At 59.7% G+C, this 24,585-nt stretch carries 26 protein-coding genes and 1 tRNA gene; 3 read left to right on the forward strand and 24 right to left on the reverse strand.

What is annotated here, in order from left to right; translation table 11 throughout:
- Positions 1-69: 69 nt before the first annotated feature.
- From bamB to trmJ, 18 genes are all read right to left on the reverse strand, one after another.
- Positions 70-1,221 (reverse strand): outer membrane protein assembly factor BamB, encoded by a 1,152-nt coding sequence (gene bamB / locus HU739_RS23665; RefSeq protein WP_186549114.1) that lies wholly within the window; start codon positions 1,219-1,221, stop codon positions 70-72.
- The gene (locus HU739_RS23670; protein WP_186549112.1) at positions 1,214-1,855 is read right to left on the reverse strand and encodes a tetratricopeptide repeat protein; all 642 of its coding nucleotides are present in this window, start codon (positions 1,853-1,855) and stop codon (positions 1,214-1,216) included. The genes bamB and HU739_RS23670 overlap by 8 nt, the downstream gene beginning before the upstream one ends.
- 41 nt (positions 1,856-1,896) lie before the next feature.
- Positions 1,897-3,186 carry a histidine--tRNA ligase gene (hisS, locus tag HU739_RS23675; protein ID WP_186549110.1) on the reverse strand — a complete coding sequence of 430 codons (1,290 nt, stop codon included), beginning with the start codon at positions 3,184-3,186 and terminating at the stop codon, positions 1,897-1,899.
- Between the two features lie 22 nt (positions 3,187-3,208).
- Positions 3,209-4,318, reverse strand: a complete 1,110-nt coding sequence (gene ispG / locus HU739_RS23680) for a flavodoxin-dependent (E)-4-hydroxy-3-methylbut-2-enyl-diphosphate synthase (protein ID WP_003185136.1) — start codon at positions 4,316-4,318, stop codon at positions 3,209-3,211.
- 3 nt (positions 4,319-4,321) lie between these two features.
- Positions 4,322-5,362, reverse strand: a complete 1,041-nt coding sequence (locus HU739_RS23685; protein WP_186549108.1) for a RodZ domain-containing protein — start codon at positions 5,360-5,362, stop codon at positions 4,322-4,324.
- Entirely contained in the window at positions 5,362-6,120 is a 759-nt protein-coding gene (pilW, locus tag HU739_RS23690) for a type IV pilus biogenesis/stability protein PilW (RefSeq protein WP_186549106.1), read from the reverse strand. The genes HU739_RS23685 and pilW overlap by 1 nt, the downstream gene beginning before the upstream one ends.
- Positions 6,121-6,132: 12 nt before the next feature.
- Positions 6,133-7,281 carry a 23S rRNA (adenine(2503)-C(2))-methyltransferase RlmN gene (gene rlmN / locus HU739_RS23695; RefSeq protein WP_186549103.1) on the reverse strand — a complete coding sequence of 383 codons (1,149 nt, stop codon included), beginning with the start codon at positions 7,279-7,281 and terminating at the stop codon, positions 6,133-6,135.
- Positions 7,282-7,309: 28 nt separating this feature from the next.
- Positions 7,310-7,735 carry a nucleoside-diphosphate kinase gene (gene ndk, locus HU739_RS23700; RefSeq protein WP_016773329.1) on the reverse strand — a complete coding sequence of 142 codons (426 nt, stop codon included), beginning with the start codon at positions 7,733-7,735 and terminating at the stop codon, positions 7,310-7,312.
- Positions 7,736-7,822: 87 nt separating this feature from the next.
- The gene (gene iscX / locus HU739_RS23705; protein WP_186549101.1) at positions 7,823-8,023 is read right to left on the reverse strand and encodes a Fe-S cluster assembly protein IscX; all 201 of its coding nucleotides are present in this window, start codon (positions 8,021-8,023) and stop codon (positions 7,823-7,825) included.
- 14 nt (positions 8,024-8,037) lie between these two features.
- On the reverse strand, positions 8,038-8,379 hold the full coding sequence (gene fdx / locus HU739_RS23710) for an ISC system 2Fe-2S type ferredoxin (protein ID WP_041071821.1): 342 nt from the start codon (positions 8,377-8,379) through the stop codon (positions 8,038-8,040).
- Positions 8,379-10,244: a Fe-S protein assembly chaperone HscA gene (gene hscA / locus HU739_RS23715; RefSeq protein WP_024014218.1), complete on the reverse strand. Its 1,866-nt coding sequence runs from the start codon at positions 10,242-10,244 to the stop codon at positions 8,379-8,381. The genes fdx and hscA overlap by 1 nt, the downstream gene beginning before the upstream one ends.
- 51 nt (positions 10,245-10,295) lie before the next feature.
- Positions 10,296-10,817, reverse strand: a complete 522-nt coding sequence (gene hscB / locus HU739_RS23720) for a co-chaperone HscB (protein WP_016773325.1) — start codon at positions 10,815-10,817, stop codon at positions 10,296-10,298.
- 8 nt (positions 10,818-10,825) lie between these two features.
- On the reverse strand, positions 10,826-11,149 hold the full coding sequence (iscA, locus tag HU739_RS23725) for an iron-sulfur cluster assembly protein IscA (RefSeq protein ID WP_186549099.1): 324 nt from the start codon (positions 11,147-11,149) through the stop codon (positions 10,826-10,828).
- 23 nt (positions 11,150-11,172) lie between these two features.
- Positions 11,173-11,559 (reverse strand): Fe-S cluster assembly scaffold IscU, encoded by a 387-nt coding sequence (iscU, locus tag HU739_RS23730; protein WP_003227907.1) that lies wholly within the window; start codon positions 11,557-11,559, stop codon positions 11,173-11,175.
- 101 nt (positions 11,560-11,660) lie between these two features.
- Positions 11,661-12,875, reverse strand: coding sequence for an IscS subfamily cysteine desulfurase (locus HU739_RS23735; protein ID WP_186549097.1), 1,215 nt, complete (start codon positions 12,873-12,875; stop codon positions 11,661-11,663).
- 50 nt (positions 12,876-12,925) lie between these two features.
- Positions 12,926-13,417, reverse strand: a complete 492-nt coding sequence (gene iscR, locus HU739_RS23740; protein WP_186530338.1) for a Fe-S cluster assembly transcriptional regulator IscR — start codon at positions 13,415-13,417, stop codon at positions 12,926-12,928.
- A gap of 239 nt (positions 13,418-13,656) precedes the next feature.
- Complete coding sequence (cysE, locus tag HU739_RS23745) at positions 13,657-14,433, reverse strand: serine O-acetyltransferase (RefSeq protein WP_186549095.1); 777 nt, start codon at positions 14,431-14,433, stop codon at positions 13,657-13,659.
- A gap of 3 nt (positions 14,434-14,436) precedes the next feature.
- Positions 14,437-15,207, reverse strand: coding sequence for a tRNA (cytosine(32)/uridine(32)-2'-O)-methyltransferase TrmJ (gene trmJ / locus HU739_RS23750; protein ID WP_126366138.1), 771 nt, complete (start codon positions 15,205-15,207; stop codon positions 14,437-14,439).
- Positions 15,208-15,352: 145 nt separating this feature from the next.
- Between trmJ and suhB the strand changes: the two genes are divergently transcribed.
- A complete protein-coding gene (suhB, locus tag HU739_RS23755) occupies positions 15,353-16,171 on the forward strand; it encodes a type III secretion system regulator SuhB (RefSeq protein WP_016773320.1) in 819 nt (272 codons plus the stop codon).
- 245 nt (positions 16,172-16,416) lie between these two features.
- Here suhB and HU739_RS23760 read toward each other — a convergent pair whose 3' ends face one another.
- The 6 genes from HU739_RS23760 to queA all read right to left on the reverse strand — a co-directional run bounded on the left by HU739_RS23760 (position 16,417) and on the right by queA (position 22,521).
- On the reverse strand, positions 16,417-16,965 hold the full coding sequence (locus HU739_RS23760) for a glycine zipper 2TM domain-containing protein (protein WP_186549093.1): 549 nt from the start codon (positions 16,963-16,965) through the stop codon (positions 16,417-16,419).
- 121 nt (positions 16,966-17,086) lie between these two features.
- Entirely contained in the window at positions 17,087-18,001 is a 915-nt protein-coding gene (secF, locus tag HU739_RS23765; protein WP_186549091.1) for a protein translocase subunit SecF, read from the reverse strand.
- 9 nt (positions 18,002-18,010) lie between these two features.
- Positions 18,011-19,879 carry a protein translocase subunit SecD gene (gene secD / locus HU739_RS23770; protein WP_186549089.1) on the reverse strand — a complete coding sequence of 623 codons (1,869 nt, stop codon included), beginning with the start codon at positions 19,877-19,879 and terminating at the stop codon, positions 18,011-18,013.
- A 65-nt stretch (positions 19,880-19,944) separates the two neighbouring features.
- The gene (gene yajC / locus HU739_RS23775; protein ID WP_016773317.1) at positions 19,945-20,283 is read right to left on the reverse strand and encodes a preprotein translocase subunit YajC; all 339 of its coding nucleotides are present in this window, start codon (positions 20,281-20,283) and stop codon (positions 19,945-19,947) included.
- 43 nt (positions 20,284-20,326) lie between these two features.
- Positions 20,327-21,442 (reverse strand): tRNA guanosine(34) transglycosylase Tgt, encoded by a 1,116-nt coding sequence (gene tgt, locus HU739_RS23780; protein ID WP_160768392.1) that lies wholly within the window; start codon positions 21,440-21,442, stop codon positions 20,327-20,329.
- A 14-nt stretch (positions 21,443-21,456) separates the two neighbouring features.
- Positions 21,457-22,521 carry a tRNA preQ1(34) S-adenosylmethionine ribosyltransferase-isomerase QueA gene (queA, locus tag HU739_RS23785; protein WP_186549087.1) on the reverse strand — a complete coding sequence of 355 codons (1,065 nt, stop codon included), beginning with the start codon at positions 22,519-22,521 and terminating at the stop codon, positions 21,457-21,459.
- Between the two features lie 108 nt (positions 22,522-22,629).
- Between queA and HU739_RS23790 the strand changes: the two genes are divergently transcribed.
- Together HU739_RS23790 and HU739_RS23795 are read left to right on the forward strand one after the other, a co-directional pair.
- Positions 22,630-22,714 (forward strand) — tRNA-Leu (locus HU739_RS23790).
- A 163-nt stretch (positions 22,715-22,877) separates the two neighbouring features.
- Entirely contained in the window at positions 22,878-24,206 is a 1,329-nt protein-coding gene (locus HU739_RS23795; protein WP_186549085.1) for a tyrosine-type recombinase/integrase, read from the forward strand.
- Positions 24,207-24,585: the final 379 nt, after the last annotated feature.

Genomic DNA, 24,585 nt, shown 5'->3' on the forward strand with positions numbered 1-24,585 from the left:
GCAACACCCGGGGGCGCTGCAAACCCTGCTGATGCAGGGCCGCTTGGGGATCAACCCCAAGCATAGTTGTTACTTGATGGTCAGGGCTTCCAGTTTGCCGCTGTTGCCATACACATAAATCGTGTCGCCCACCACCAGCGGACGGGCACGCAGGCCGTCGCTGTCGATGCGCTCGCGACCGACGAAACGACCGTCGACCTGACTCAGCAGGTGCAGATAACCTTCCAGGTCACCCACAGCTACGTAGCTGGAGAACACTTCCGGAGCCGACAGCTGACGGCGAGCCAACGCATCGTTGCTCCACAGCGCGGTGGTGGAACGCTCGTCGACACCTTCAACGGTGCCCGAGGACAGGCTTACGTAGACGCTGCCGAAACCCTGAGCAATACCGGCGTAGCTCGAGGCATCGCGCTGCCAGAGTTGACGACCGCTTTCTACATCAAGCGCCGCGACGCGGCCCTGATAGCTGGCGACGTACAGAGTGCCGCCGGACAGCAGCAGGCCGCCGTCGATGTCGACCACGCGCTCCAGTTCCGAACGGCCCTGCGGAATGGCGATGCGCTGTTCCCACACCGGCACACCGTTGGAGATGTCCAGCGCGACCACTTTACCGGTCGACAGGCCGGCCAGCGCGAGGCGGTTGGTGACCAGCGGCGCACTGGTGCCACGCAGGGTCAGTACCGCCGGGGTGCTGTCATACACCCAGCGCTGGTTGCCGGTGGCCGCATCCAGACCGATCAGACGATCGTCCTGGGTCTGCACCACGACCACGTCGCCGTTGTTGGCTGGCGGCGCGAGGACTTCACTGTTGACGCGGGCACGCCACTTCTCTTCACCGTTGCTGGTGTCCAGAGCGACGACTTCGCCACGCAGCGTACCGATCAGTACGAGGCCGTAACCAACGCCCACGGCACCGGAGACAGGCAGTTCCAGATCCTGGTCCCACTTCACGTCGCCGTTGCTGCGATCCATGGCCATCACCACGCCCGTCACATCGGCCGCGTAGATGGTGTCACCGTCGATCGCCGGCACCAGCATGTTGTAGGTTTCGCCCTGACCGTCACCGATCGAACGACTCCACTGCTTCTGCAGAACGACTTCTTCTTTGAAGTCGGTCAGTTCGGCCGGTGGCAATTCTTTCTTGCTGTTGCTGCTGCAACCCGCGGCCAGAAGGGCCAGAGCCAGCAATGCTGCATGCTTCCAACGGATCACGTCACGCATCCCCTTTGGCCAGGTCGTCGAGCTTGATTTGAAGGCCACCGACCGCCGCTTCATCCGACAGTGCTGCCTTGGCTTTTTGATACGCCTTGTTCGCGTCATCGGTCCGGCCCAAGCGCACCAACAGGTCGCCCTTGAGTTCTTCGCGAGTGGCCAGGAACGCCTGGTCGGCGTCGCCATCGAGCAGTTTCAGGGCGTCTTCGGCCTTGTCCTGCGCGCCGAGCACCTGCGCCAGACGCTGACGGGCAATTTCGCCCAGCGCCGGGTTGGCCGGTTTGTCGACGATGGCTTTGAGTTCGGTCGCCGCGTCGTCCAGCTTGCCGCTGTCGACCGCAACTTTGGCGACGAACAGGCTGCCGTACTGCGCGTAGGCAGTGCCGCCGAACTCGCTGTTGAGCTTGCCGGCCAGATCCGCAACGCGGGCGGCATCAGGCTTGCCGTCAGGCGTCAGTGTGGTTTCCAGCAGTTGCTGATAGAGCACCGAAGCGCCTTGCGACTGGTTGCCCTGATACTTGTGATAAGCCTGCCAGCCGAACACGATGACCAGCGCCAACAGGCCGCCGGTGACCAGAGGTTTGCCGTTGCGTGTCCACCAGTCCTTCAAATCCGCCAACTGTTCGTCTTCGGTACTCGACACCCCAATACTCCTTAATCGCTAAATCGGCTGTTAAGACAGCTTCAACCCTGCACGACGCAGGTGGCCAGGTGAGCGGCGAGCGCATCCCAGGCAATGCTTTGTTGTTCGCCCTGGCCACGCAGGGGTTTGAAACCTACCACTTGCCCGGCCATTTCGTCGTCACCGAGGATCAGCGCGTACAGCGCACCGCTCTTGTCGGCCTTCTTGAACTGGCTCTTGAAGCTGCCAGCGCCGGCATTGACTTGCAGGCGCAGGTTTGGAAGTTGATCGCGAACCCGTTCGGCCAGCGCCAGGCCGGCCAGTTCGGCCTCTTCACCGAAGGCGCAGAGGTAAACGTCGACCTGACGGGAAATTTCCGCCGGGATCTGCTCCAGGGTTTCGAGCATCAAGACCAGACGCTCGATGCCCATGGCGAAACCCACGCCCGGGGTCGGCTTGCCGCCCATCTGCTCGACCAGACCGTCGTAACGGCCGCCCGCGCAGACGGTGCCCTGGGCGCCGAGCTTGTCGGTGACCCATTCGAATACGGTTTTGCTGTAGTAATCGAGGCCGCGCACCAGTTTCGGGTTGAGCACGTAAGGAATGCCAACGGCATCCAGGCGCGCCTTCAGGCCTTCGAAGTGGGCACGGGACTCGTCGTCCAGATAGTCGGCCATTTTCGGCGCATCGACCAGCACGGCCTGGGTGTCGGCATTTTTCGTGTCGAGCACGCGCAGCGGATTGGTCTTCAGGCGACGCTGGCTGTCTTCGTCGAGCTTGTCGTGGTGCGCCGAGAGGTACTCGACCAGCGCTTCACGATAACGGCCGCGGGACTCGCTGGTACCGAGGCTGTTGAGTTCGAGCTTGACCGCATCACGGATACCCAGCTCGCCCCACAGGCGCCAGGTCATGATGATCAGCTCGGCGTCGATGTCCGGACCGTCGAGGTTGAACACTTCCAGACCGATCTGGTGAAACTGGCGATAACGGCCTTTTTGCGGACGCTCGTGGCGGAACATCGGGCCGATGTACCAGAGTTTCTGCACCTGGCCACCACCGGTAATACCGTGTTCAAGCACGGCACGCACGCACGCCGCGGTGCCTTCCGGACGCAGGGTCAGGGAGTCACCGTTGCGGTCTTCGAAGGTGTACATCTCTTTTTCGACGATATCGGTCACTTCACCGATCGAGCGCTTGAACAGCTCGGTGAACTCGACGATCGGCATGCGGATCTGCTTGTAACCGTAGTTATCCAGCAGACGCGCGACAGTGCTCTCGAAATAACGCCACAGCGGGGTCTGTTCGGGCAGGATGTCGTTCATGCCACGAATGGCTTGCAGAGACTTGCTCACAAAGATTCCTTAATTCGTTCGATCAGCCACGCGCGATAACCGCAGCGTCAGCTTCGACCTTTTCGGCCGCTTTCTGGCGGATCAGCCTTTCCAGCTCGTCCACCAGATTGTCATTCGTCAGTTTCTGCGACGGCTTGCCGTCGATGTAAATCAGGTTTGGCGTGCCGCCGGTCAAGCCGATATGGGCTTCCTTGGCTTCGCCGGGGCCGTTGACCACGCAACCGATCACCGCGACATCCAGCGGCACCAGCAGGTCTTCAAGGCGCCCTTCCAGCTCGTTCATGGTTTTCACCACATCAAAGTTCTGCCGCGAGCAGCTCGGGCAGGCGATGAAGTTGATGCCACGGGAACGCAGATGCAAAGACTTGAGAATGTCGTAACCGACTTTCACTTCCTCGACCGGGTCGGCCGCCAGCGAGATGCGGATAGTATCGCCAATCCCTTCGGCGAGCAGCATACCTAGGCCCACGGCGGATTTCACTGTGCCCGAACGCAAACCACCGGCTTCGGTGATGCCCAGGTGCAGCGGCTGGACGATTTCCTTGGCCAGCAGGCGGTAGGCTTCGACGGCCATGAACACGTCGGAGGCCTTCACGCTGACCTTGAAGTCCTGAAAATTCAGGCGCTCGAGGTGTTCGACGTGACGCAAGGCGGATTCGACCAGCGCGGCCGGGGTCGGCTCGCCATATTTTTTTTGCAGGTCTTTTTCCAGCGAGCCGGCGTTGACGCCGATGCGGATCGGGATGCCACGGTCGCGGGCGGCATCGACCACGGCACGCACGCGGTCTTCACGACCGATGTTGCCCGGGTTGATGCGCAGGCAATCCACACCGAGTTCGGCGACACGCAGGGCGATCCGGTAATCGAAATGGATGTCGGCAACCAGCGGCACCTTGACCAGTTGCTTGATCTTGCCGAATGCCTCGGCGGCGTCCATGTCCGGCACCGAGACACGCACGATGTCGACGCCGGCAGCTTCCAGACGGTTGATCTGCGCAACGGTGGCGGCCACGTCATTGGTGTCGCTGTTGGTCATGCTCTGCACAGCGATCGGCGCATCGCCGCCCACCGGTACGTTACCGACCCAGATCTTGCGCGATTCGCGACGTTTGATTGGAGATTCGCCGTGCATGACTTATTGACCCAACTTCAGGCGAGCAGTCTCGCCACTGGTGAACGGAGCGACATCGACCGCCTGGCCGTTGTAGCTGACCTGTGCGCCACGGGCATAGCCCAGGCGAACAGCGAAAGGCGGCTTGCCGGCAACGGCCAGGCTGTCGCCTTTACGCTTGAGACCACTGAACAGGACTTTGCCGCTGCCATCGGTGACTTGCGTCCAGCAGTCGGCGACGAATTGCACCGCAACCTGGCCCTGGCCGGCGACCGGCGCCGCCGCAGGCGCGGCTGGAGCGGGAGCCACCGGGGCGGTCACGGCGGGCGCGGGCGCGTTCGGCACCGCAGGCGCCGGGGCGACAGGCGTCGCAGGTGCGGCGACCACCGGAGCGGCTGGGGTTGCGGCTGGAGCAGACGGTGCGGTCGGTGCAGGCGTCGCGGCGCCGGTTGCCGGCGCGGCAGGCTCGGCGCCCGTCGATTCGGCGCTGGTTTCCGACTGCGGCAGCGCCAGAGCGGTGGAGCCGTCGACCTGATTTTCGGCGACGGCCTGGTCTTCCGGCTCGTCGATCGGATGAATCTGGGTGGTGCCGTCCGCGCCTTCGACTTCGACGTGTTCAGGCGCCAGCGTCGTCAGGTCCTTGCTTCTCAGCGACGTCTGATCCTGCCACCAGACGAAACCGCCGCCGATGACCGCCACCAGCAGCAGAAGGCTGACAATGCGCAAAATGGTGTGGGAAACCCGCACCGGCTCTTCGATGCGGCCGAGAGCATGAACGTTGCTGCCCTGGGAATCGGTGCCGGTGGACTGGTCGAATTGCTGAACCAGAACGGTCTGGTCCATGCCGAGCAATTTGGCATAGGCGCGAATGTAACCGCGAGCGAAGGTATGCCCCGGCAGCTTGTCGAACGCGCCGGCTTCAAGATTGCTCAGGGAGGTCACGGTGAGGTTGAGCTTGAGGGCCACTTCGGCCAGCGACCAGCCATTGCTTTCGCGGGCCTGGCGCAGAGTCTCACCGGGGTTAACGCGATTCGCTGCTACAACTTCGGGATGCGCCGCTTTCATCATTGCTCCGACAGGTATTGCTGATATTCCGGCGTACCGGGATAGAGTCGTTTTAATTGCAGGCCGTAACTGGCGGCCTTGTCGCGATCTTCAAACACTTTTGCCAGCCGAACGCCGAGCAACAGGCTACGTGCATTTTGTTCGGTCAACTGGCTGAAACGGTCGTAATAGTCACGCGCGGGCACATAATGCCTGTCTTCGAAGGACAACTCAGCCATTTCCAGCAATGCGCGTGGTTGTTGACGATTCAGACGCAGGGCTTTTTCCAGCTGTTGCTGCGCCAGATCACGCTGGCCAAGCTTGGCGGCGGTCATGCCGAGGTTTTCGAACACCCGTGAACGCTCAGGATACAGGGTATCGGCGGCCGCTTGTTCAAAACGCTCGTAGGCTTCCTTGTAGCGCTGCTGTTCGTAGAGAAAACTGCCGTAGTTGTTGAGGATGCGCGCATCGGCGGGACGTGAGGACAAGGCCTTGCGAAAGTGCTCGTCGGCCAGTGCAGGCTCCATTTCGGCCTGAAACACCAGACCCAGGGCTGCATTGGCGTCCGGGTCCGAACTGTCCAGATCGAGCGCTTTCTTCAACGGCACCTTGGCACGCTCGGTCATGCCCTGCTGCAGGTATCCCAGCCCCAGTTGCACGTAGGCAGCCCGCGCTTCATCGCGGCCCTTGCTGGTCTTCATCGGGTTGTAGTCACCCGACAGGACACAACCAGCACACAGGCTGGCCAACAGCAACAGCAGCGCAAAGCGCAGGGACATAGAGATCCTCTCTTAGTTAGTGTTCGCGGCGTTCTGTGCCAGATCGCTGTCGGCGCTCAACTCGCGCACGGCGATATAACGTTCGCTGCGACGGGTGCGATCCAGCACCTGCCCTACCAATTGACCACATGCGGCGTCGATGTCTTCACCACGGGTGGTGCGGACAGTGACGTTGAAACCGGCCTGATGCAACTGATCCTGGAAACGACGGATCGCGTTGTTGCTTGGCCGCTCGTACCCGGAATGCGGGAACGGGTTGAACGGAATCAGGTTGATCTTGCATGGAATGTTCTTCAGCAGCTCGATCATCTCAACGGCGTGTTCAACCTTGTCGTTGATGTCCTTGAGCAAGGTGTACTCGATGGTCAGCACACGTTTTTCGCCAAGGGCGGACATGTAGCGCTGGCACGACTCAAGCAGCATCTTAAGCGGATATTTCTTGTTGATCGGCACCAATTGGTTACGCAATGCGTCATTCGGTGCGTGCAGGGACAACGCCAGGGATACGTCGATGTGCTTGGCCAGCTCATCGATCATCGGCACCACGCCCGAGGTGGACAGGGTCACGCGGCGCTTGGAAATCCCGTAGCCGAGGTCGTCCATCATCAGATGCATGGCGGCGACGACGTTGTCGAAGTTCAGCAACGGCTCGCCCATGCCCATCATCACCACGTTGGTGATGGCGCGGTCGACGGTGGCCGGGACGCTGCCGAAAGATTTGTTGGCAATCCACACCTGACCGATGACTTCGGCGGCGGTGAGGTTGCTGTTGAAGCCTTGCTTGCCGGTGGAGCAGAAACTGCAATCCAGGGCACAGCCTGCCTGGGACGAAACGCACAACGTGCCGCGTTTGCCCTGGGGAATGTACACGGTCTCGACGCAGCTGCCGGACGCCACGCGCACCACCCATTTACGGGTGCCGTCGCTGGAGATGTCCTCGCTGACCACTTCCGGACCACGCACTTCAGCAATAGCCTTGAGCTTGTCGCGCAAGGCCTTGCTGACGTTCGTCATGGCGTCGAAATCATCGACGCCAAAGTGGTGAATCCATTTCATTACCTGACCGGCACGGAAACGCTTCTCCCCGATTGAGTCGAAGAATTTTTCCATTTCCGGCTGGGTCAGACCCAGCAGGTTTGTTTTAACAGTCGATGTCGTCATGGATTCACCTTCACTCTTCAAGCAATGCTTAGCGAGTGGTTACTTCAGTAGCTGCGAAGAAGTAAGCGATTTCGCGAGCGGCAGCAGCTTCGGAGTCCGAACCGTGAACGGCGTTGGCGTCGATCGATTCAGCGAAGTCAGCGCGGATGGTGCCTGGAGCTGCTTCTTTAGGGTTGGTAGCGCCCATCAGCTCACGGTTGCGAGCGATAGCGTTTTCGCCTTCCAGAACCTGAACGACAACCGGGCCGGAAGTCATGAACGCAACCAGGTCACCGAAGAAACCGCGCTCGCTGTGCTCAGCGTAGAAGCCTTCGGCTTCGGCTTTGGACAGTTGCTTCAGTTTCGAAGCTACAACGCGCAGGCCAGCGTCTTCGAAGCGAGTGGTGATCTTGCCGATCACGTTTTTAGCAACGGCGTCAGGCTTGATGATGGAGAAAGTACGTTGAACAGCCATGGTGTAACTCCAGAAACGGTAATTTGCGAAAAATTAAACCCGCGAATTATACGCGGGTTCTTGGGTATTGCCTAACCTGCGAGACGATCAGTCCAATTCTGCGGCCCAAAGCTCCTGAACCGCTTCGAGCACCTTCTCGCCGACACGGCCAGAAGTGCTATCGAAGTCTGGCAGTTCAAGAATCATCTGCTGCAGACGGACGAAACCTACCGAGTACGGATCGAGCCCCGCGTGGGCCTCGGCCAGCTCTTCGGCAATGCGTTGAACATCATTCCAACCGTAGCTCATGACAGTCTTACCAGTCAGTGCGGCGCTTCGGCCGCATGGTTAAGCGAATATTTCGGAATCTCGACGGTGAGGTCTTCTTCCCCAACGATGGCCTGACAGGCCAGACGCGATTGCGCCTCAAGACCCCAGGCCCGATCAAGGAAGTCCTCTTCCAGCTCGTCAGCTTCTTCCAGCGAGTCGAAACCCTCGCGGATGATGCAGTGGCAGGTGGTGCAGGCGCAGACGCCGCCGCAGGCACTTTCCATCTCGATGTGGTGTTCATGGGCCAGTTCGAGAATCGATGTGCCGGGCTCAGCCTCGACCACCATGCCTTCAGGGCAGAACTTCTCGTGGGGCAGAAAAATGACCTGCGGCATCAGATATCCTCGATTTCATTCAGGTTGCGCCCCGACAGAGCGGCTTTCACCGTCAGATCCATGCGGCGGGCGGCAAAAGCATCGGTCACTTGCGACAGACGCTTGGTCTGCTGCTCGATGGCGTAACCATCGGTACCTTTCATCAGTTCGGCCAGTTCCTGCATTTGCAGTTCAATGACCATGCGCTCTTCGGCGTCGAGCAAACGCTCGCCATCCGCATCCAGAGCACCCTGCACGGCTTCGAGCAGGCGCTGGGCATCGACTTGCTGCTCGCGCAGAACGCGGGCGACCTTGTCGTCATTGGCGTGCTGGAACGAATCCTTGAGCATTTTAGCGATTTCGCCGTCGGTCAGACCGTAGGACGGCTTGACCTGAATGCTCGCTTCAACGCCCGAGCCCAACTCACGGGCAGACACGCTGAGCAGACCGTCGGCATCGACCTGGAAGGTCACGCGGATTTTCGCTGCACCGGCAACCATCGCCGGGATACCGCGCAATTCGAAGCGTGCCAGGGAGCGGCAGTCGCTGATCAGCTCGCGCTCGCCCTGCAAGACGTGGATGGCCATGGCCGACTGGCCGTCTTTATAGGTGGTGAAATCCTGGGCGCGAGCGACGGGGATGGTGGTGTTGCGCGGAATCACCTTCTCCATCAGGCCGCCCATGGTTTCCAGCCCCAGGGACAGCGGGATCACGTCGAGCAGCAGCAATTCGCCGCCGTCGCGCTTGTTGCCGGCCAGGGTATCAGCCTGAATCGCGGCCCCGATGGCCACCACTTGATCCGGGTCGATTTCCGTCAATGGCTGACGACCGAAGGCTTCGGCAACCGCTTCGCGAACGCGTGGCACACGGGTCGAACCGCCGACCATGACCACGGCGTGGACATCTTCCAGCTCGATGCCGGAATCACGCACGGCGCGGCGGCAGGCTTTCAGGCTGCGCGCGACCATCGGCTCGATCAGCGCATCGAAGGCTTCACGGGTCAGTTGCGCTTTCCAGTCGCCGTAAGCCACTTCAACGCTGGCCGCATCGGTCAGGGCTTCTTTGGCCGCGCAAGCGGTTTGCAGCAGATTGCGTTGTGCACCCGGGTCGAGATCGGCGGACAGGCCGGCGCTCTCGATGATCCAGCCGGCAATCGCGTGGTCGAAGTCATCGCCGCCCAGCGCACTGTCGCCGCCGGTGGCGAGTACTTCGAACACACCGCCGGTCAGACGCAGAATCGAAATATCGAAGGTGCCGCCGCCCAGGTCGTAAATCGCCACCAGACCTTCGGCGTGCTGATCCAGACCGTAAGCCACGGCTGCGGCGGTCGGCTCGTTGAGCAGACGCAATACGTTCAAACCGGCGAGTTTGGCTGCGTCCTTGGTGGCCTGGCGCTGGGCATCGTCGAAATAGGCAGGAACGGTAATCACCGCGCCAACCAGTTCGCCACCCAAAGTCGCTTCAGCACGCTGACGCAGGACCTTGAGGATATCGGCGGAGACTTCGACCGGGCTTTTCGGGCCCTGCACAGTGTCGATGAACGGCATGTGCGATTCGCCACCGACGAAGCGATACGGCAATTGCTCGCCCAGTTGCTTGACGTCGGACAGACCACGACCCATCAAGCGCTTGACCGACAGCACGGTGTTCAGAGGATCGGAGGCTGCGGCCAGCTTGGCCGACTCGCCGACTTCGACGCGGTCGGCGTGATAACGCACGGCGGACGGCAGGATGACCTGCCCGTTGGCGTCGGCCAGCGGCTCGGACAGACCACTGCGCAGCGCAGCGACCAGCGAATTGGTAGTACCCAAGTCGATCCCCACAGCCAGACGGCGCTGGTGCGGTTGAGGACTTTGGCCGGGTTCGGCGATCTGCAGTAGAGCCATGGTGATCAGGTCTTATCTGTCTGTCAGGCGTGCAATCAGGGCAGCACTGGGTTAATCGTCGAGGCGCTCTTCTAGCTGGCGCACTTCGTAGGTGAGCTTGTCGAGGAATTGCATGCGCCGCATCAGGCGTTCGGCCTGCTCGCGTTGTGCCGCATCATCCCAACAGGCTGCGAAGCTTTCGTTGAGTTGTTCCTGAGCTGCTTTCAGGCGACGCTTGAACACCGCGACACCGTCGAGGTCGGCACTGTCCTGCAGATCTTCGAGTTCTTCGCGCCATTGCATCTGCTGCAAAAGAAACTCGGGATCGTGGACTGTGACTTCCATCGGCACTTCATGCCCGCTGATTTTCAGCAGATAGCGTGCACGCTGGGCCGGGCTCTTTAGCGTCTGATAGGCGTCGTTGAGCCGCGCCGATTGCTCGAGCGCCGAGCGCTGCTCACGCTCGGAAGCGTCGGCAAAGCGGTCAGGATGAACGCCGCGCGCCAACTCACGATAGCGCGTGGCCAACTGCTCGAGATCCAGGCGGAAGCTCGGTTGCAGCTCGAATAAAGCGAAATGACAAGGAATACCCACGACCAGCCTCAGATGTTGAAGCTTTCGCCGCAGCCACATTCACCGCGCACGTTGGGGTTGTTGAACTTGAAGCCTTCGTTCAACCCTTCCTTGACGAAATCGAGCTCGGTGCCGTCCAGGTAGGCCAGGCTTTTCGGGTCGATGATCACTTTCTGACCATGACTTTCAAACACCTGATCCTCTTCACCCACTTCGTCGACGAATTCCAGTACATAGGCGAGACCGGAACAGCCCGTGGTGCGAACACCCAAGCGGATACCCTCGCCCTTACCGCGCCCTGCTAAAGAGCGCTGAATATGCTGAGCAGCCGCTTCTGTCATCTGGATAGCCATGGAAACTCCTTACCTAACGCGGATCAGATCAAGCCTTTCTTCTGCTTGTAATCGCGAACAGCCGCCTTGATAGCGTCTTCAGCGAGTACCGAGCAGTGGATTTTCACTGGCGGCAGGGCCAGTTCTTCGGCCAGCTGAGTGTTCTTGATGGTTTCGGCTTCGTCCAGGGTCTTGCCCTTCATCCACTCGGTAGCGAGGGAGCTGGAGGCGATTGCCGAACCGCAACCGTAGGTCTTGAACTTGGCGTCTTCGATAACGCCCTGATCGTTGACCTTGATCTGCAGACGCATCACGTCGCCGCACGCCGGCGCGCCGACCATGCCGGTGCCGACATCAGGATCTTCCGCGTTCATCTTGCCGACGTTGCGCGGGTTTTCGTAGTGGTCGATGACCTTTTCGCTGTAAGCCATGATTCTCAATCCTCACTCATCAGGGCCGCTCTTGAGGCCCTGCAACTGCGCTGCGTAAATCGCCGCGTCGCTACAGGGTCTGTATCCGGCGGCTTCTATAGTTAGTGTGCCGCCCACTCGATTTTCGAGATATCGACGCCGTCTTTGTACATGTCCCACAGCGGCGACAAAGCGCGCAGCTTGGTAACGGCCTCGCAGACTTTCTGCGCGGCGTAGTCGATTTCTTCTTCGGTGGTGAAACGGCCGAAGGTGAAGCGGATCGAGCTGTGTGCCAGTTCGTCGTTGCGGCCCAAGGCGCGCAGTACGTACGAAGGCTCCAGCGACGCCGAGGTGCAGGCCGAACCGGACGATACCGCCAGATCCTTGAGCGCCATGATCAGCGACTCGCCTTCAACGTAGTTGAAGCTCAGGTTCAGGTTGTGCGGAACACGGGCGGTCAGACTGCCGTTGACGTACAGCTCTTCCAGGTGCTCGACCTGCTTGTAGAAACGGTCGCTCAAGGCTTTGATGCGCACGTTCTCGGCGGCCATGTCTTCTTTAGCCACGCGGAACGCTTCGCCCATGCCGACAATCTGGTGGGTCGCCAGGGTACCGGAACGCATGCCGCGCTCGTGACCGCCGCCGTGCATGGTCGCTTCGATGCGCACACGCGGCTTGCGGCTGACGTACAGCGCGCCGATACCTTTAGGGCCATAAGTCTTGTGGGCGGAAAACGACATCATGTCGACTTTCAGTTTCTGCAGATCGATCTCGACCTTGCCAGTGGACTGAGCGGCGTCGACATGGAACAGCACGCCTTTGGCGCGCAGCATCTCGCCGATGGCGGCGATGTCATTGACGGTGCCGATTTCGTTGTTGACGTGCATCACCGACACCAGAATGGTGTCTTCGCGCAGTGCCGCGTCGATCATTGCAGGGGTGATCAGACCGTCTTCGGTAGGCTCGAGGTAGGTCACTTCGAAACCTTCACGCTCCAGCTGGCGCATGGTGTCGAGGACAGCCTTGTGCTCAATCTTGCTGGTGATCAGGTGCTTGCCCTTGGAGGCATAGAAATGTGCCGCGCCCTTGATAGCCAGGTTGTCGGACTCGGTCGCACCGGAGGTCCAGACGATTTCACGCGGGTCGGCATTGACCAGATCGGCCACCTGACGGCGAGCGTTTTCGACGGACTCTTCAGCCTTCCAGCCGAACACGTGGGAACGGGACGCCGGGTTACCGAAGTTTCCGTCGACCAGCAGGCATTCACTCATTTTCTGCGCAACACGCGGATCAACCGGGGTGGTTGCAGAGTAATCAAGGTAAATCGGCAATTTCATGGACTATCTCCTAAATCAGGGCTGGCGTGCCGCGGGTAGCTCTTCGGCTGTCATTCGACGGCGGACGCTTCAATCTTGTCCAGGCGTGGCGCCTTGCTGCTGCAACGGCGCTGGTCCTGACGCTGGGCCACTTCTTGTACCTCACGGCGAGTCACAAGGTCGGCCAAGCTGATACCGCTCAGAAATTCGTGAATCTGCAGGCTCAAGTCGCACCACAGATGATGGGTCAGGCAGGTGTCGCCGGAATGGCAATCACCCTGGCCCTGGCACTTGGTCGCATCGACCGATTCATTCACCGCATCGATCACCTGGGCGACCTGGATGCCCTGCATCTCGCGGGACAATTGGTAGCCACCACCCGGACCGCGAACGCTGGAAACCAGGTTGCTGCGGCGCAGCTTGGCGAACAGCTGTTCGAGGTAGGACAGGGAGATGCCTTGGCGCTCGGAGATATCGGCCAGAGACACCGGCCCGTGCTGCGCGTGCAGCGCCAGGTCAAGCATGGCGGTCACGGCGTATCGGCCTTTTGTAGTCAGTCGCATGGACAGTTACCACGGAGTTCGGAATGGGCGGGAGTATGCAATTCCCGAGCATTTAAGTCAACTATAAGACCTAGTGCTTTAGTCGGGTTTACCCGCAAAAGAGCGCGCGCACTATAGCAAAGACGGGTTGTGGACAGCCAGTGATACCGAGCCATCGTTCATCGCGAGCAGGCTCACTCCTACATTTGAAATACGCTCCCCTGTAGGAGTGAGCCTGCTCGCGATAGCAACGGCTCGGTTTAACTGGCCTGACTCTGATCCTTGCCCTTCACACTGGCGAAATCTTCTTCGCGCAGCTCAGGCAGATCTTTCGCACAGTAATTGCTGCCCAGATCTTTCAGCGCGCCGCACATCCCTTCCAACCGACCGTCCACCGCTTGCAGGTGATCGAGCAACTGGCCGATGGCGCGGGCCACCGGATCGGGCATGTCTTCACTGACACCGTAGGCATCGAAACCAATCTTCTCCGCCATGGCCTTGCGCTTGGCGTCCTGCTCTTCATCGGTCTTGACGATGATCCGCCCCGGAATCCCCACCACGGTGGCGCCCGGCGGCACTTCTTTGGTCACTACGGCGTTGGAGCCGACCTTGGCGCCGGCACCCACCGTAAATGGCCCCAACACCTTGGCACCAGCACCGACTACCACGCCGTCGCCCAGCGTCGGATGGCGCTTGCCTTTGTTCCAACTGGTGCCACCCAGGGTCACGCCTTGATAGATAGTCACGTCGTCGCCGATTTCGGCGGTCTCGCCAATCACGATGCCCATGCCGTGGTCGATGAAGAAACGCCGCCCGACTTTCGCACCGGGATGGATCTCGATCCCGGTCAGCCAGCGACCGAAGTTCGACACCAGTCGCGCCAGCCATTTCAGCTCGTTGCGCCAAAGCATGCCGGCCAGACGATGAATCCAGATCGCATGCATGCCGGGGTAGCAGGTCAGGACTTCAAAAGCGTTACGCGCCGCCGGGTCTCGATGGAATACGCTCTGGATATCTTCACGCAAACGCTCAAACATCATTTAGTCCTTCCGCTTCAGAAGCTCGCCACGGGCCGCTTTTTGGGTTTCCGTGAGGATGCCACGCAAAATATTCATTTCCGCCCGGCTGACCGAGCTGCGTCCGTACAACCGGCGCAGGCGCGCCATCAAGTGTCGCGGTTTCTCCGGATCAAGGAATTCGATGGCGACCAGCGTCTGCTCCAGATGCTCATAGAATCGCTCCAGCTCATCCATGGTCGCCAGCTCGGCACTTTTCACCGAAGCCACTTCTTCTTTCTCGATCTTGCTCGGCTGACCCTGTGCCGCCAGCCAGGCCATGCGCACTTCATAACTCAACACCTGCACCGCCGCCCCAAGGTTCAGCGAACTGAACGTCGGGTCAGATGGGATGTGTACGTGAAAGTGACATCGCTGCAGCTCTTCATTGGTCAGGCCGGAGTCTTCACGGCCGAACACCAGGGCAATTTCTGCGCCCTGCCCGGCTTCCTCGACCACTTTGCTGCCGCATTCGCGCGGATCGAGCAGCGGCCAGGGAATACGCCGGTCACGGGCGCTGGTGCCAAGCACCAGGTTGCAGCCGACCAGGGCATCTTCCAAGGTGGCGACGACTTGCGCGTTTTCAAGGATATCCCCCGCACCGGAGGCGCGGGCATCGGCCTCGTGGTGCGGAAAGAGCCGCGGTTCGACCAGCACCAGTCGCGACAGACCCATGTTTTTCATGGCGCGCGCGGCCCCGCCGATGTTGCCGGGGTGGCTGGTGTTGACCAGGACGACACGAATGTTCTGCAGCAAGGGAGGCGCTCTCGGACACAGGAAAGGGGGGCAAATCTTACAGAACAGCCTACCGTTAAGCTATGAAAGCGAACAGCGTCCTTCACCTGAAGAAAAGTTCTGATAGAATGCGCGGCTTTCTTTAACAACCTTAGGTGACACATCCATGCAGCCCATGCTGAATATCGCGCTGCGCGCCGCCCGCAGCGCCAGTGAACTGATCTTCCGCTCCATCGAGCGCCTGGATACCATCAAGGTCGACGAAAAAGACGCCAAGGATTATGTATCCGAGGTCGATCGCGCCGCTGAACAGAAAATCATCGATGCCCTGCGCAAGGCTTACCCAAATCACTCGATCCAGGGTGAAGAGACCGGCCTGCACGCCGGCACCGGCATCGAAGGCGAAGAGTACCTGTGGATCATCGATCCACTGGACGGCACCACCAACTTCCTCCGTGGCATTCCTCACTTCGCCGTCAGCATCGCCTGCAAATACCGTGGTCGCCTGGAACACGCCGTGGTTCTGGATCCGGTTCGCCAGGAAGAATTCACCGCCAGCCGTGGTCGCGGCGCTCAACTGAACGGTCGTCGCCTGCGCGTCAGCGGTCGCACCAGCCTCGACGGCGCCCTGCTCGGTACCGGTTTCCCGTTCCGTGACGACCAGATGGACAACCTCGACAACTACCTGGGCATGTTCCGCGCCCTGGTTGGCCAGACTGCCGGCATCCGCCGCGCCGGTTCGGCGAGCCTGGACCTGGCTTATGTAGCTGCCGGTCGTTTCGATGCGTTCTGGGAATCGGGCCTGTCCGAGTGGGACATGGCGGCGGGCGCCCTGTTGATTCAAGAAGCCGGCGGACTGGTGAGCGACTTCACCGGCGGTCACGACTTCCTGGAAAAAGGTCACATCGTTGCCGGCAACACCAAATGCTTCAAGGCAGTCCTGACGGCGATCCAGCCGCACCTGCCGGCTTCGCTGAAGCGTTAAGCTTTTCGCGGAACGACAAAAGCACCTTTCGGGGTGCTTTTTTTATGCCTGCAATTTGCCTGAACACACCACAAACCCAATGTAGGAGTGAGCCTGCTCGCGATAGCGGTGTTTCAGCCACCACTTGTTTTGAATGATAAATAGCTATCGCGAGCAGGCTCACTCCTACAAGGGGATTGCGGCGCTGCTTGAATCGCGAGCACAAAAAAGCACCCCGCAGGGTGCTTCTTGTAAACAGTCGGTCGTTACTGACCCGGCTCATTCTGCGACAGGATCAGCTTGCCTTCCTTGTCGACCGGAATCTGGTTGCCCGGATCGTGATCCATCCGCACTTTGCCTTCCTTGCCATCGAGCGAGTAGCGCACGTCGTAACCGACCACCTTGTCGCTGATGTCATTGACCGTGTTGCAGCGGGTTTGCGTGGTGGTGTAGGTGTCACGTTCCTGCATGCCCTCCTGCACCTTGTTACCGGCATAACCGCCACCGACCGCACCGGCTACCGTGGCAATTTTCTTGCCGGTGCCGCCGCCGATCTGATTGCCCAGCAGACCACCTGCCAGTGCACCGACCACCGTACCGGCGATCTGATGCTGATCCTTCACAGGCGCCTGACGAGTGACCGTCACGTCCTTGCACACTTCACGTGGAGTCTTGATCTGTGTCTTGACCGGTTCCACGGCCAGTACCTGCGCATACTCAGGGCCGCTTTTAACCAGGCTGTAGGTGGCAACAGCACCCCCGGCAGTCACACCGACAGCACCCAATACCGCACCAACCAGCATCGACTTGTTCACATGAACCTCCTGACCATCACATACGGGACAAGCCCGCGCTTCTCCCAGCCTTGGAGCATAAAAAAAGGCGCGAGTTCAACTCGCGCCTTTCTTGGGCTGACAGCCGGAAAAACGATCGCCGTTATGGACGGTCGTCGACTTCCTTTTCGGTGTTGGCCGGAGGAATCAGATCCTCGGTGGTCAGGTTCAGCCAGATCAGCACCACGTTGGCGATGTAGATCGACGAGTAGGTACCCGCCAATACACCAATGAACAGCGCGATGGAGAAGCCGAACAGGTTGTCACCGCCGAAGAACAGCAGCGCCGCAATCGCCAGTAATGTGGAGATCGACGTGGCCATGGTGCGCAGCAGCGTTTGCGTGGTCGAGATGTTGATGTTCTCGATCAGCGTCGCCTTGCGCAGGACACGGAAGTTCTCACGCACCCGGTCGAACACGACGATGGTGTCGTTCAGCGAGTAACCGATGATCGCCAGGACCGCCGCCAGCACCGTCAGGTCGAAGGTGATCTGGAAGAACGACAGAATACCGATGGTCACGATCACGTCGTGAATCAGCGAAACAATGGCGCCGACCGCAAATTTCCACTGAAAGCGGAAGGCCAGGTAGATCAGGATGCCGCCGAGCGCCAGCAGCATGCCGAGGCCGCCCTGGTCGCGCAGTTCTTCACCGACCTGCGGGCCGACGAACTCGACGCGCTTGACGGTCGCCGGGTTGTCGCCGCCGACTTTCAGCAGCGCCTCCGCTACCTGATGACCCAACTGCGGATCTTCGCCCGGCATACGCACCAGCAGATCGGTGGTCGCACCGAAGTTCTGCACGACGGCGTCGTGGTAGCCGGAAGTCGCCAGTTGCTCGCGCACCTTGGTGACATCCGCCGGACGCTCGTAGGTCAGCTCGATGAGCGTACCGCCGGTGAAGTCCAGGCCCCAGTTCATGCCCTTGGTGGCGACGCTGAACAAGGCCAGCAATGTCAGGAAAACCGTGACGCCGAACGCGAAGTTGCGAACGCCCATGAAGTTGATTGTACGTAACATGGCAGCCCCTTAAATCCACAACTTCTTGAAGTCACGTCCGCCAAAGATCAGGTTGACCATTGCGCGGGTCACCATGATGGCCGTGAACATCGAGGTAAAGATCCCGAGGGACATGGTCACTGCGAAGCCCTTCACCGGGCCGGTGCCCATGGCGAAGAGAATGCCGCCGACCAACAGTGTGGTCAGGTTGGCGTCGAGAATCGCAGTGAATGCCCGGCCGAAGCCTTCGTTGATTGCCCGCTGCACAGTCATGCCAGCGGCGATCTCTTCACGAATCCGCGAGAAGATCAGTACGTTGGCGTCGACCGCCATGCCCATGGTCAAGACGATACCGGCGATACCCGGCAGGGTCAGCGTGGCGCCGAGCAGCGACATCAAGGCCAGCAGCAGCACCATGTTCACCGCCAGCGCGACGGTGGCGATGACGCCGAAGAAGCGGTAGATGGCGATGATGAACAACGACACGAACAGCATGCCCCACAGCGACGCATCGATACCTTTGGTGATGTTGTCAGCACCCAGGCTTGGGCCGATGGTGCGCTCTTCAGCGAAGTACATCGGTGCGGCCAGACCACCGGCACGCAGCAGCAGCGCCAGTTCAGAGGACTCGCCCTGGCCGTTCAGGCCGGTGATGCGGAATTGCGCACCCAGCGGCGACTGAATGGTCGCCAGACTGATGATTTTTTTCTCTTCCTTGAACGTCTGCACCGCGACGTCTTTCTCGACGCCGTTGACCATTTGTTTGGTGTAAGTGGTGACCGGACGCTGCTCGATGAAGATCACCGCCATGCTGCGACCGACGTTGGAACGGGTCGCGCGGCTCATCAATTCGCCACCGTGGCCATCCAGACGGATGTTCACTTCAGGCGTGCCGTGCTCGCCGAAACCGGCCTTGGCGTCAGTGACCTGGTCACCGGTGATGATCAGACCACGTTCGATCTGCGCCGGAGGACGGTTGCCTTCACGGAATTCGAACGATTCGGAAGTGGCTTTCGAAGCGCCCGGCTCTGCAGCCAGTCGGAACTCGAGGTTGGCCGTCTTGCCGAGGATACGCTTGGCTTCGGCCGTGTCCTGCACGCCCGGCAGCTCAACCACAATGCGGTTGGCGCCCTGACGCTGAACGATCGGTTCGGCAACACCCAGCTCGTTGACGCGGTTACGTACCGTGGTCAGGTTCTGCTTGATGGAGTATTCACGGATTTCCGCCAGCTTGGCCGGGGTCATCGCCAGACGCAGCACCGGTTGACCGTTGAGGTCGGCCGGAACAATGTCGAAATCGTTGAAGTTCTTGCGGATCAGCGCACGGGCCTGTTCGCGGGAATCTTCATCGCTGAAGCCCAACTGAATGGCGCCGCCCAGTTGCGGCAGGCTGCGATAGCGCAGCTTCTCTTTGCGCAGCAGACTCTTGACGTCGCCTTCGTAGACTTTCAGGCGAGCATCGAGGGCTTTGTCCATGTCCACTTCGAGCAGGAAGTGCACACCACCGGACAAGTCCAGACCCAGCTTCATCGGGTGCGCGCCCAGATTGCGCAGCCATTGCGGAGTGGTCTGTGCCAGGTTCAGCGCGACGACGTAGTCATCACCCAACGCCTTGCGCACAACATCCTTGGCCGGCAACTGGTCTTCAGCCTTGGTCAGACGGATCAGCCCGCCCTTGCCGTTGGCCGCCAGCGTCGCAGCCTTGACGTTGATGCCGGATTCCTTGAGCGCCGTGCTCACACGATCCAGATCAGCCTGATTGACTTGCAGCGCAGTGCTTGCACCGCTGACCTGGATGGCCGGGTCATCAGGATAAAGATTGGGAGCGGAATAAATCAGACCGACCGCCAGCACCGCCAGGATCAGAATGTATTTCCACAGAGGGTATTTGTTCAGCATCACGCCGCCCGTTATGAACGCGGGGCGCCTTGCGCGCCCCGTCGATTGAGTAGAAGTTGTTGCTCTTAGATCGCTTTCAGCGTGCCTTTTGGCAGCGTGGCGGCGATGGCGCCTTTCTGGAACTTCATTTCAACGGTGTCGGACACTTCCAGCACCACGAAGTCATCGGCAACTTTGGTGATCTTGCCGGCGATGCCGCCAGTGGTCACAACTTCGTCACCCTTTTGCAGGCTGCTCAGCAGGTTCTTCTGCTCTTTGGCGCGCTTGGCCTGTGGACGCCAGATCATCAGGTAGAAGATGACCAGGAAGCCGACCAGGAAAATCCACTCGAAGCCGCCGCCCATTGGGCTTGCAGCAGCCGGTGCAGCTGCGTCAGCCATGGCGTTAGAGATAAAAAAGCTCATTTAGCACTCCAGTTGCAAATGTTGAATCTTGGGGTCAGAAAACTCAGTCCAAAGGCGGGACGGGAAGTCCGCGTTTGGCGTAAAAGGCATCGACAAAGGCGGCCAATGTACCCTGTTGAATAGCCTCGCGCAAACCAGCCATCAGCACCTGATAATGGCGCAAGTTGTGGATGGTATTGAGCATGCTGCCGAGCATTTCGCCGCACTTGTCCAGGTGATGCAGATAAGCACGCGAGAAGTTCTGGCAGGTATAGCAATCGCAGGTCGGATCCAGCGGCGATTCATCATGGCGATGGAACGCGTTACGGATCTTCAGCACACCGGTATCGATGAACAGATGCCCATTGCGGGCATTACGGGTTGGCATCACGCAATCGAACATGTCCACCCCGCGGCGCACACCCTCAACCAGATCTTCCGGTTTGCCAACGCCCATAAGGTAACGAGGTTTGTCAGCCGGCATCTGGCCCGGCAGATAATCCAGCACCTTGATCATTTCATGCTTCGGTTCGCCCACCGACAGACCGCCGATGGCGAGGCCGTCGAAGCCGATCTTGTCGAGACCTTCGAGCGAGCGCATGCGCAGATTTTCATGCATGCCGCCCTGAACGATGCCGAACAGCGCGGCGGTGTTATCGCCATGGGCATTCTTCGAACGCTGGGCCCAGCGCAACGACAACTCCATCGACACGCGTGCGACGTCTTCGTCAGCCGGGTACGGCGTGCACTCGTCGAAGATCATCACAATGTCGGAACCTAAATCGCGCTGCACCTGCATCGACTCTTCCGGGCCCATGAACACTTTGGCGCCATCGACCGGAGAAGCGAAGGTCACACCCTCCTCCTTGATCTTGCGCATCGCGCCGAGGCTGAACACCTGGAAGCCGCCGGAGTCGGTAAGAATCGGGCCTTTCCACTGCATGAAATCGTGCAGGTCGCCGTGCTCCTTGATCACCTGAGTGCCAGGACGCAGCCACAGGTGGAAGGTGTTGCCCAGAATGATCTCCGCGCCAGTGGCGACGATGTCACGCGGCAACATGCCCTTGACCGTGCCGTAGGTGCCGACCGGCATGAACGCCGGGGTCTCGACGGTGCCACGGGGGAACGTCAGGCGACCACGGCGGGCCTTGCCATCGGTGGCCAGGAGCTCAAAGGACATTCGACATTCGCGACTCATTGTGTTTCCTCTGGGCCTGATTGTTCAGGGGCAGTTGGAGCGGGATTGCGGGTGATGAACATCGCATCACCGTAGCTGAAAAAGCGGTAACCGTTATCAACGGCGGCCTTGTAGGCGGCCATGGTTTCGGGATAACCGGCAAACGCGGAAACCAGCATCAACAGCGTGGATTCCGGCAAATGGAAATTGGTCACCAGCGCATCGACCACATGAAACGGCCGGCCTGGGTAGATAAAGATGTCGGTGTCGCCACTGAACGGCTTGAGCACACCATCGCGCGCCGCACTCTCCAGCGAACGCACACTGGTCGTGCCCACAGCAATCACCCGACCGCCCCGCGCACGGCACGCGGCAACGGCATCGACCACATCCTGGCCGACTTCCAGCCACTCGCTGTGCATGTGGTGATCTTCGATCTTCTCGACACGCACCGGCTGGAACGTCCCCGCGCCGACGTGCAGCGTAACGAATGCAGTCTCGACGCCCTTGGCGGCAATCGCCTGCATCAACGGCTCATCGAAATGCAGCCCCGCCGTCGGCGCCGCGACCGCCCCCAGACGCTGGGCGTACACGGTCTGATAACGCTCGCGATCCGCGCCCTCATCCGGGCGGTCTATATAAGGAGGCAACGGCATGTGCCCGACGCGGTCGAGCAGCGGCAACACTTCCTCGGCAAAACCCAGCTCGAACAACGCATCGTGACGCGCGAGCATCTCGGCTTCGCCACCGCCGTCGATAAGGATCTTCGAACCCGGCTTCGGCGACTTGCTGGAACGCACATGAGCCAGCACGCGGTGCGCATCAAGCACGCGTTCGACAAGAATTTCCAGCTTGCCGCCGGACGCTTTCTGCCCGAACAGCCGCGCCGGAATCACCCGGGTATTGTTGAACACCATCAAATCGCCCGGGCGCAAATGCTCAAGCAAATCAGTGAATTGACGGTGTGCCAGAGCGCCGCTCGGCCCATCAAGGGTCAGCAGGCGACTACCGCGACGCTCGGCCAACGGGTGGCGGGCGATCAGCGAATCGGGAAGCTCAAAAGTAAAGTCAGCAACGCGCATGATGTGGTTCGTCTAGCAGGGCCGGAAAGTCTAGCGGAAATATCGAAAATTGACCATGAAACGTGATTGACCAACGGTAATCACCTCTCTATACTTCGCCGCCATTGAGCCCTGATGGCGGAATTGGTAGACGCGGCGGATTCAAAATCCGTTTTCGAAAGGAGTGGGAGTTCGAGTCTCCCTCGGGGCACCATTTGCAGTACATAGACGACTACCAGCGTCTACGTAACACCTCTAGAGCCCGCTAACTGCGGGCTTTTTGGTCTCTGGGGTTCCACCCCCATCTCTTGCAAGCCAGCCTCTTTTTGGTACATTTTCTGTACATATTCCAGTTCGAGAACCGGAGGTGTACAGCGATGCCATTGACCGCCTTGCAAATCAAAGCGTCCAAGCCTGCCGACAGACCGTTCACGTTGAGTGATAGTTCGGGTCTTGCCTTGCTGGTGAAACCCAACGGCAGCAAGTATTGGCACTTCCGGTACACCTATCAGGGGCGGGCGGCGCGCATGTCACTGGGTGTGTATCCGCATATCTCCTTGCAGGAAGCCCGTGAACGAGCCGCAGAATGCCGCAACCTACTCAAGCAAGGCACCAACCCCGGCGCCAAACGCCGCGATGACAAACTGCGACAGCAGGAGGCCGGGCTCAACACCTTCAGGCGAGCCGCGGAGTACTGGTACCAATTCAAATCGGACTCCGGCCGCAGCAGCGCGACGCTGAAGAAGATCCGCGACTATCTCGATAAGGATCTACTGCCCGCTCTCGGCGAGAAGCAACTGGAGCTCATCACGCGAAGCGACTGCGCAAAACTGCAGGCCTGCATCGAAAAACGAGGCGCCTTCAATGTTGCGGACAAGACCCGGACCTGGCTGAAACAGATTTTCAGTCAAGCCATTGCACGCGGCCTGTGCGAACACAATCCAGCCTCCGAACTCCATGCCATTGCGATAGCCCCACCGCCCACTCAACACTACCCGCATCTGCACGAACACGAACTACCTGAGTTTCTCCGGGCCTTAAGCAAGACCACCAGCCGGCTACCAGCGAGGGTTGCATCATGGATGACAATTCTGACAGCGAGCCGCCCCGGCATGGTTCGCTACGCAAAATGGGAGGAAATCGATTTTGAGGAAGGGATATGGACCATCCCGGCCGCCCGCATGAAGATGCGCAGAGACTACGTCAGCCCTCTACCTCATCAATTGATCGCCATGCTTACCAAACTGAACCAAAGCACTGGCCGCAGTCGGTATCTATTCCCAGGCAATGGTGAAAAGCAGCCAGTCATCAGTGAAAACACGATCAACCTGGTGTTCGCCAAGATCGGCTATAAAGGACGACTCGTCAGCCATGGCACTCGTCATACCGCAAGCACGCTGCTGCGAGAACATGGCTGGCTGAAGGACCATGTCGAAAGCCAGCTGGCTCACGTCGAGGGCGGCATCTCTGGCGAGTACAATCAAGCCCTATACCTGCCGCAACGTCGGATCATGATGCAGTGGTATGCAGACTATCTCGACGCCCTCAAAGAAGGCATTACAGCCAACCTTCGCGATCAATTTGATACTCGCGTTAATCAGTTCCTCGCACGCCCTTCTGCACCGCCTCTAACAGCATCCCATGCACACAAAGATGATCACCTCCAAAAGTTGCCTATCGAGACAGACTCAACGGCGACTCAGTGATCACGTGACGCCTCACCAATTCGACCCGGTCGACGACAACATCATCGCCTTGCAAAACTACCGTGGCGCATTCCAACACCTGGTAAGTCGGTGAGATCTCCACAGCCCAGCCTTCCACGCGGGTCCACCCAAACAGGGCTGCAAAGCCGCCCTGCTTGGATGGACCTCACTTAAAAAATCTAAAACCCACGCAACTATCTGTGGAAAACCACGGATTTCCACCGGTGGATAATTTCATCCACCGCCGCAGAACTCCGGATAATTCGAGCCTTGACCCGAATTATCCACAGGCGTAAAAAAGATCGGGCAAAGCGCTGTCGTTGACAGCAACTCAGGTAGCCAGAACCTTTAAGGCTACGCCACACCGTGGTGGTTCTCC

It is taken from the genome of Pseudomonas hamedanensis, from assembly GCF_014268595.2.
Classification (GTDB): domain Bacteria; phylum Pseudomonadota; class Gammaproteobacteria; order Pseudomonadales; family Pseudomonadaceae; genus Aquipseudomonas; species Aquipseudomonas hamedanensis.

Excerpts from the sequence above, each read along its gene's own strand:
- bamB (WP_186549114.1), bottom strand. The coding sequence starts at position 1,221 with ATGCGTGACGTGATCCGTTGGAAGCATGCAGCATTGCTGGCTCTGGCC.
- ispG (WP_003185136.1), bottom strand. The coding sequence starts at position 4,318 with ATGCACGGCGAATCTCCAATCAAACGTCGCGAATCGCGCAAGATCTGG.
- HU739_RS23685 (WP_186549108.1), bottom strand. The coding sequence starts at position 5,362 with ATGAAAGCGGCGCATCCCGAAGTTGTAGCAGCGAATCGCGTTAACCCC.
- pilW (WP_186549106.1), bottom strand. The coding sequence starts at position 6,120 with ATGTCCCTGCGCTTTGCGCTGCTGTTGCTGTTGGCCAGCCTGTGTGCT.
- rlmN (WP_186549103.1), bottom strand. The coding sequence starts at position 7,281 with ATGACGACATCGACTGTTAAAACAAACCTGCTGGGTCTGACCCAGCCG.
- ndk (WP_016773329.1), bottom strand. The coding sequence starts at position 7,735 with ATGGCTGTTCAACGTACTTTCTCCATCATCAAGCCTGACGCCGTTGCT.
- iscX (WP_186549101.1), bottom strand. The coding sequence starts at position 8,023 with ATGAGCTACGGTTGGAATGATGTTCAACGCATTGCCGAAGAGCTGGCC.
- fdx (WP_041071821.1), bottom strand. The coding sequence starts at position 8,379 with ATGCCGCAGGTCATTTTTCTGCCCCACGAGAAGTTCTGCCCTGAAGGC.
- hscA (WP_024014218.1), bottom strand. The coding sequence starts at position 10,244 with ATGGCTCTACTGCAGATCGCCGAACCCGGCCAAAGTCCTCAACCGCAC.
- iscA (WP_186549099.1), bottom strand. The coding sequence starts at position 11,149 with ATGGCTATCCAGATGACAGAAGCGGCTGCTCAGCATATTCAGCGCTCT.
- iscU (WP_003227907.1), bottom strand. The coding sequence starts at position 11,559 with ATGGCTTACAGCGAAAAGGTCATCGACCACTACGAAAACCCGCGCAAC.
- HU739_RS23735 (WP_186549097.1), bottom strand. The coding sequence starts at position 12,875 with ATGAAATTGCCGATTTACCTTGATTACTCTGCAACCACCCCGGTTGAT.
- iscR (WP_186530338.1), bottom strand. The coding sequence starts at position 13,417 with ATGCGACTGACTACAAAAGGCCGATACGCCGTGACCGCCATGCTTGAC.
- cysE (WP_186549095.1), bottom strand. The coding sequence starts at position 14,433 with ATGTTTGAGCGTTTGCGTGAAGATATCCAGAGCGTATTCCATCGAGAC.
- suhB (WP_016773320.1), top strand. The coding sequence starts at position 15,353 with ATGCAGCCCATGCTGAATATCGCGCTGCGCGCCGCCCGCAGCGCCAGT.
- secF (WP_186549091.1), bottom strand. The coding sequence starts at position 18,001 with ATGTTACGTACAATCAACTTCATGGGCGTTCGCAACTTCGCGTTCGGC.
- secD (WP_186549089.1), bottom strand. The coding sequence starts at position 19,879 with ATGCTGAACAAATACCCTCTGTGGAAATACATTCTGATCCTGGCGGTG.
- yajC (WP_016773317.1), bottom strand. The coding sequence starts at position 20,283 with ATGAGCTTTTTTATCTCTAACGCCATGGCTGACGCAGCTGCACCGGCT.
- tgt (WP_160768392.1), bottom strand. The coding sequence starts at position 21,442 with ATGTCCTTTGAGCTCCTGGCCACCGATGGCAAGGCCCGCCGTGGTCGC.
- queA (WP_186549087.1), bottom strand. The coding sequence starts at position 22,521 with ATGCGCGTTGCTGACTTTACTTTTGAGCTTCCCGATTCGCTGATCGCC.
- HU739_RS23795 (WP_186549085.1), top strand. The coding sequence starts at position 22,878 with ATGCCATTGACCGCCTTGCAAATCAAAGCGTCCAAGCCTGCCGACAGA.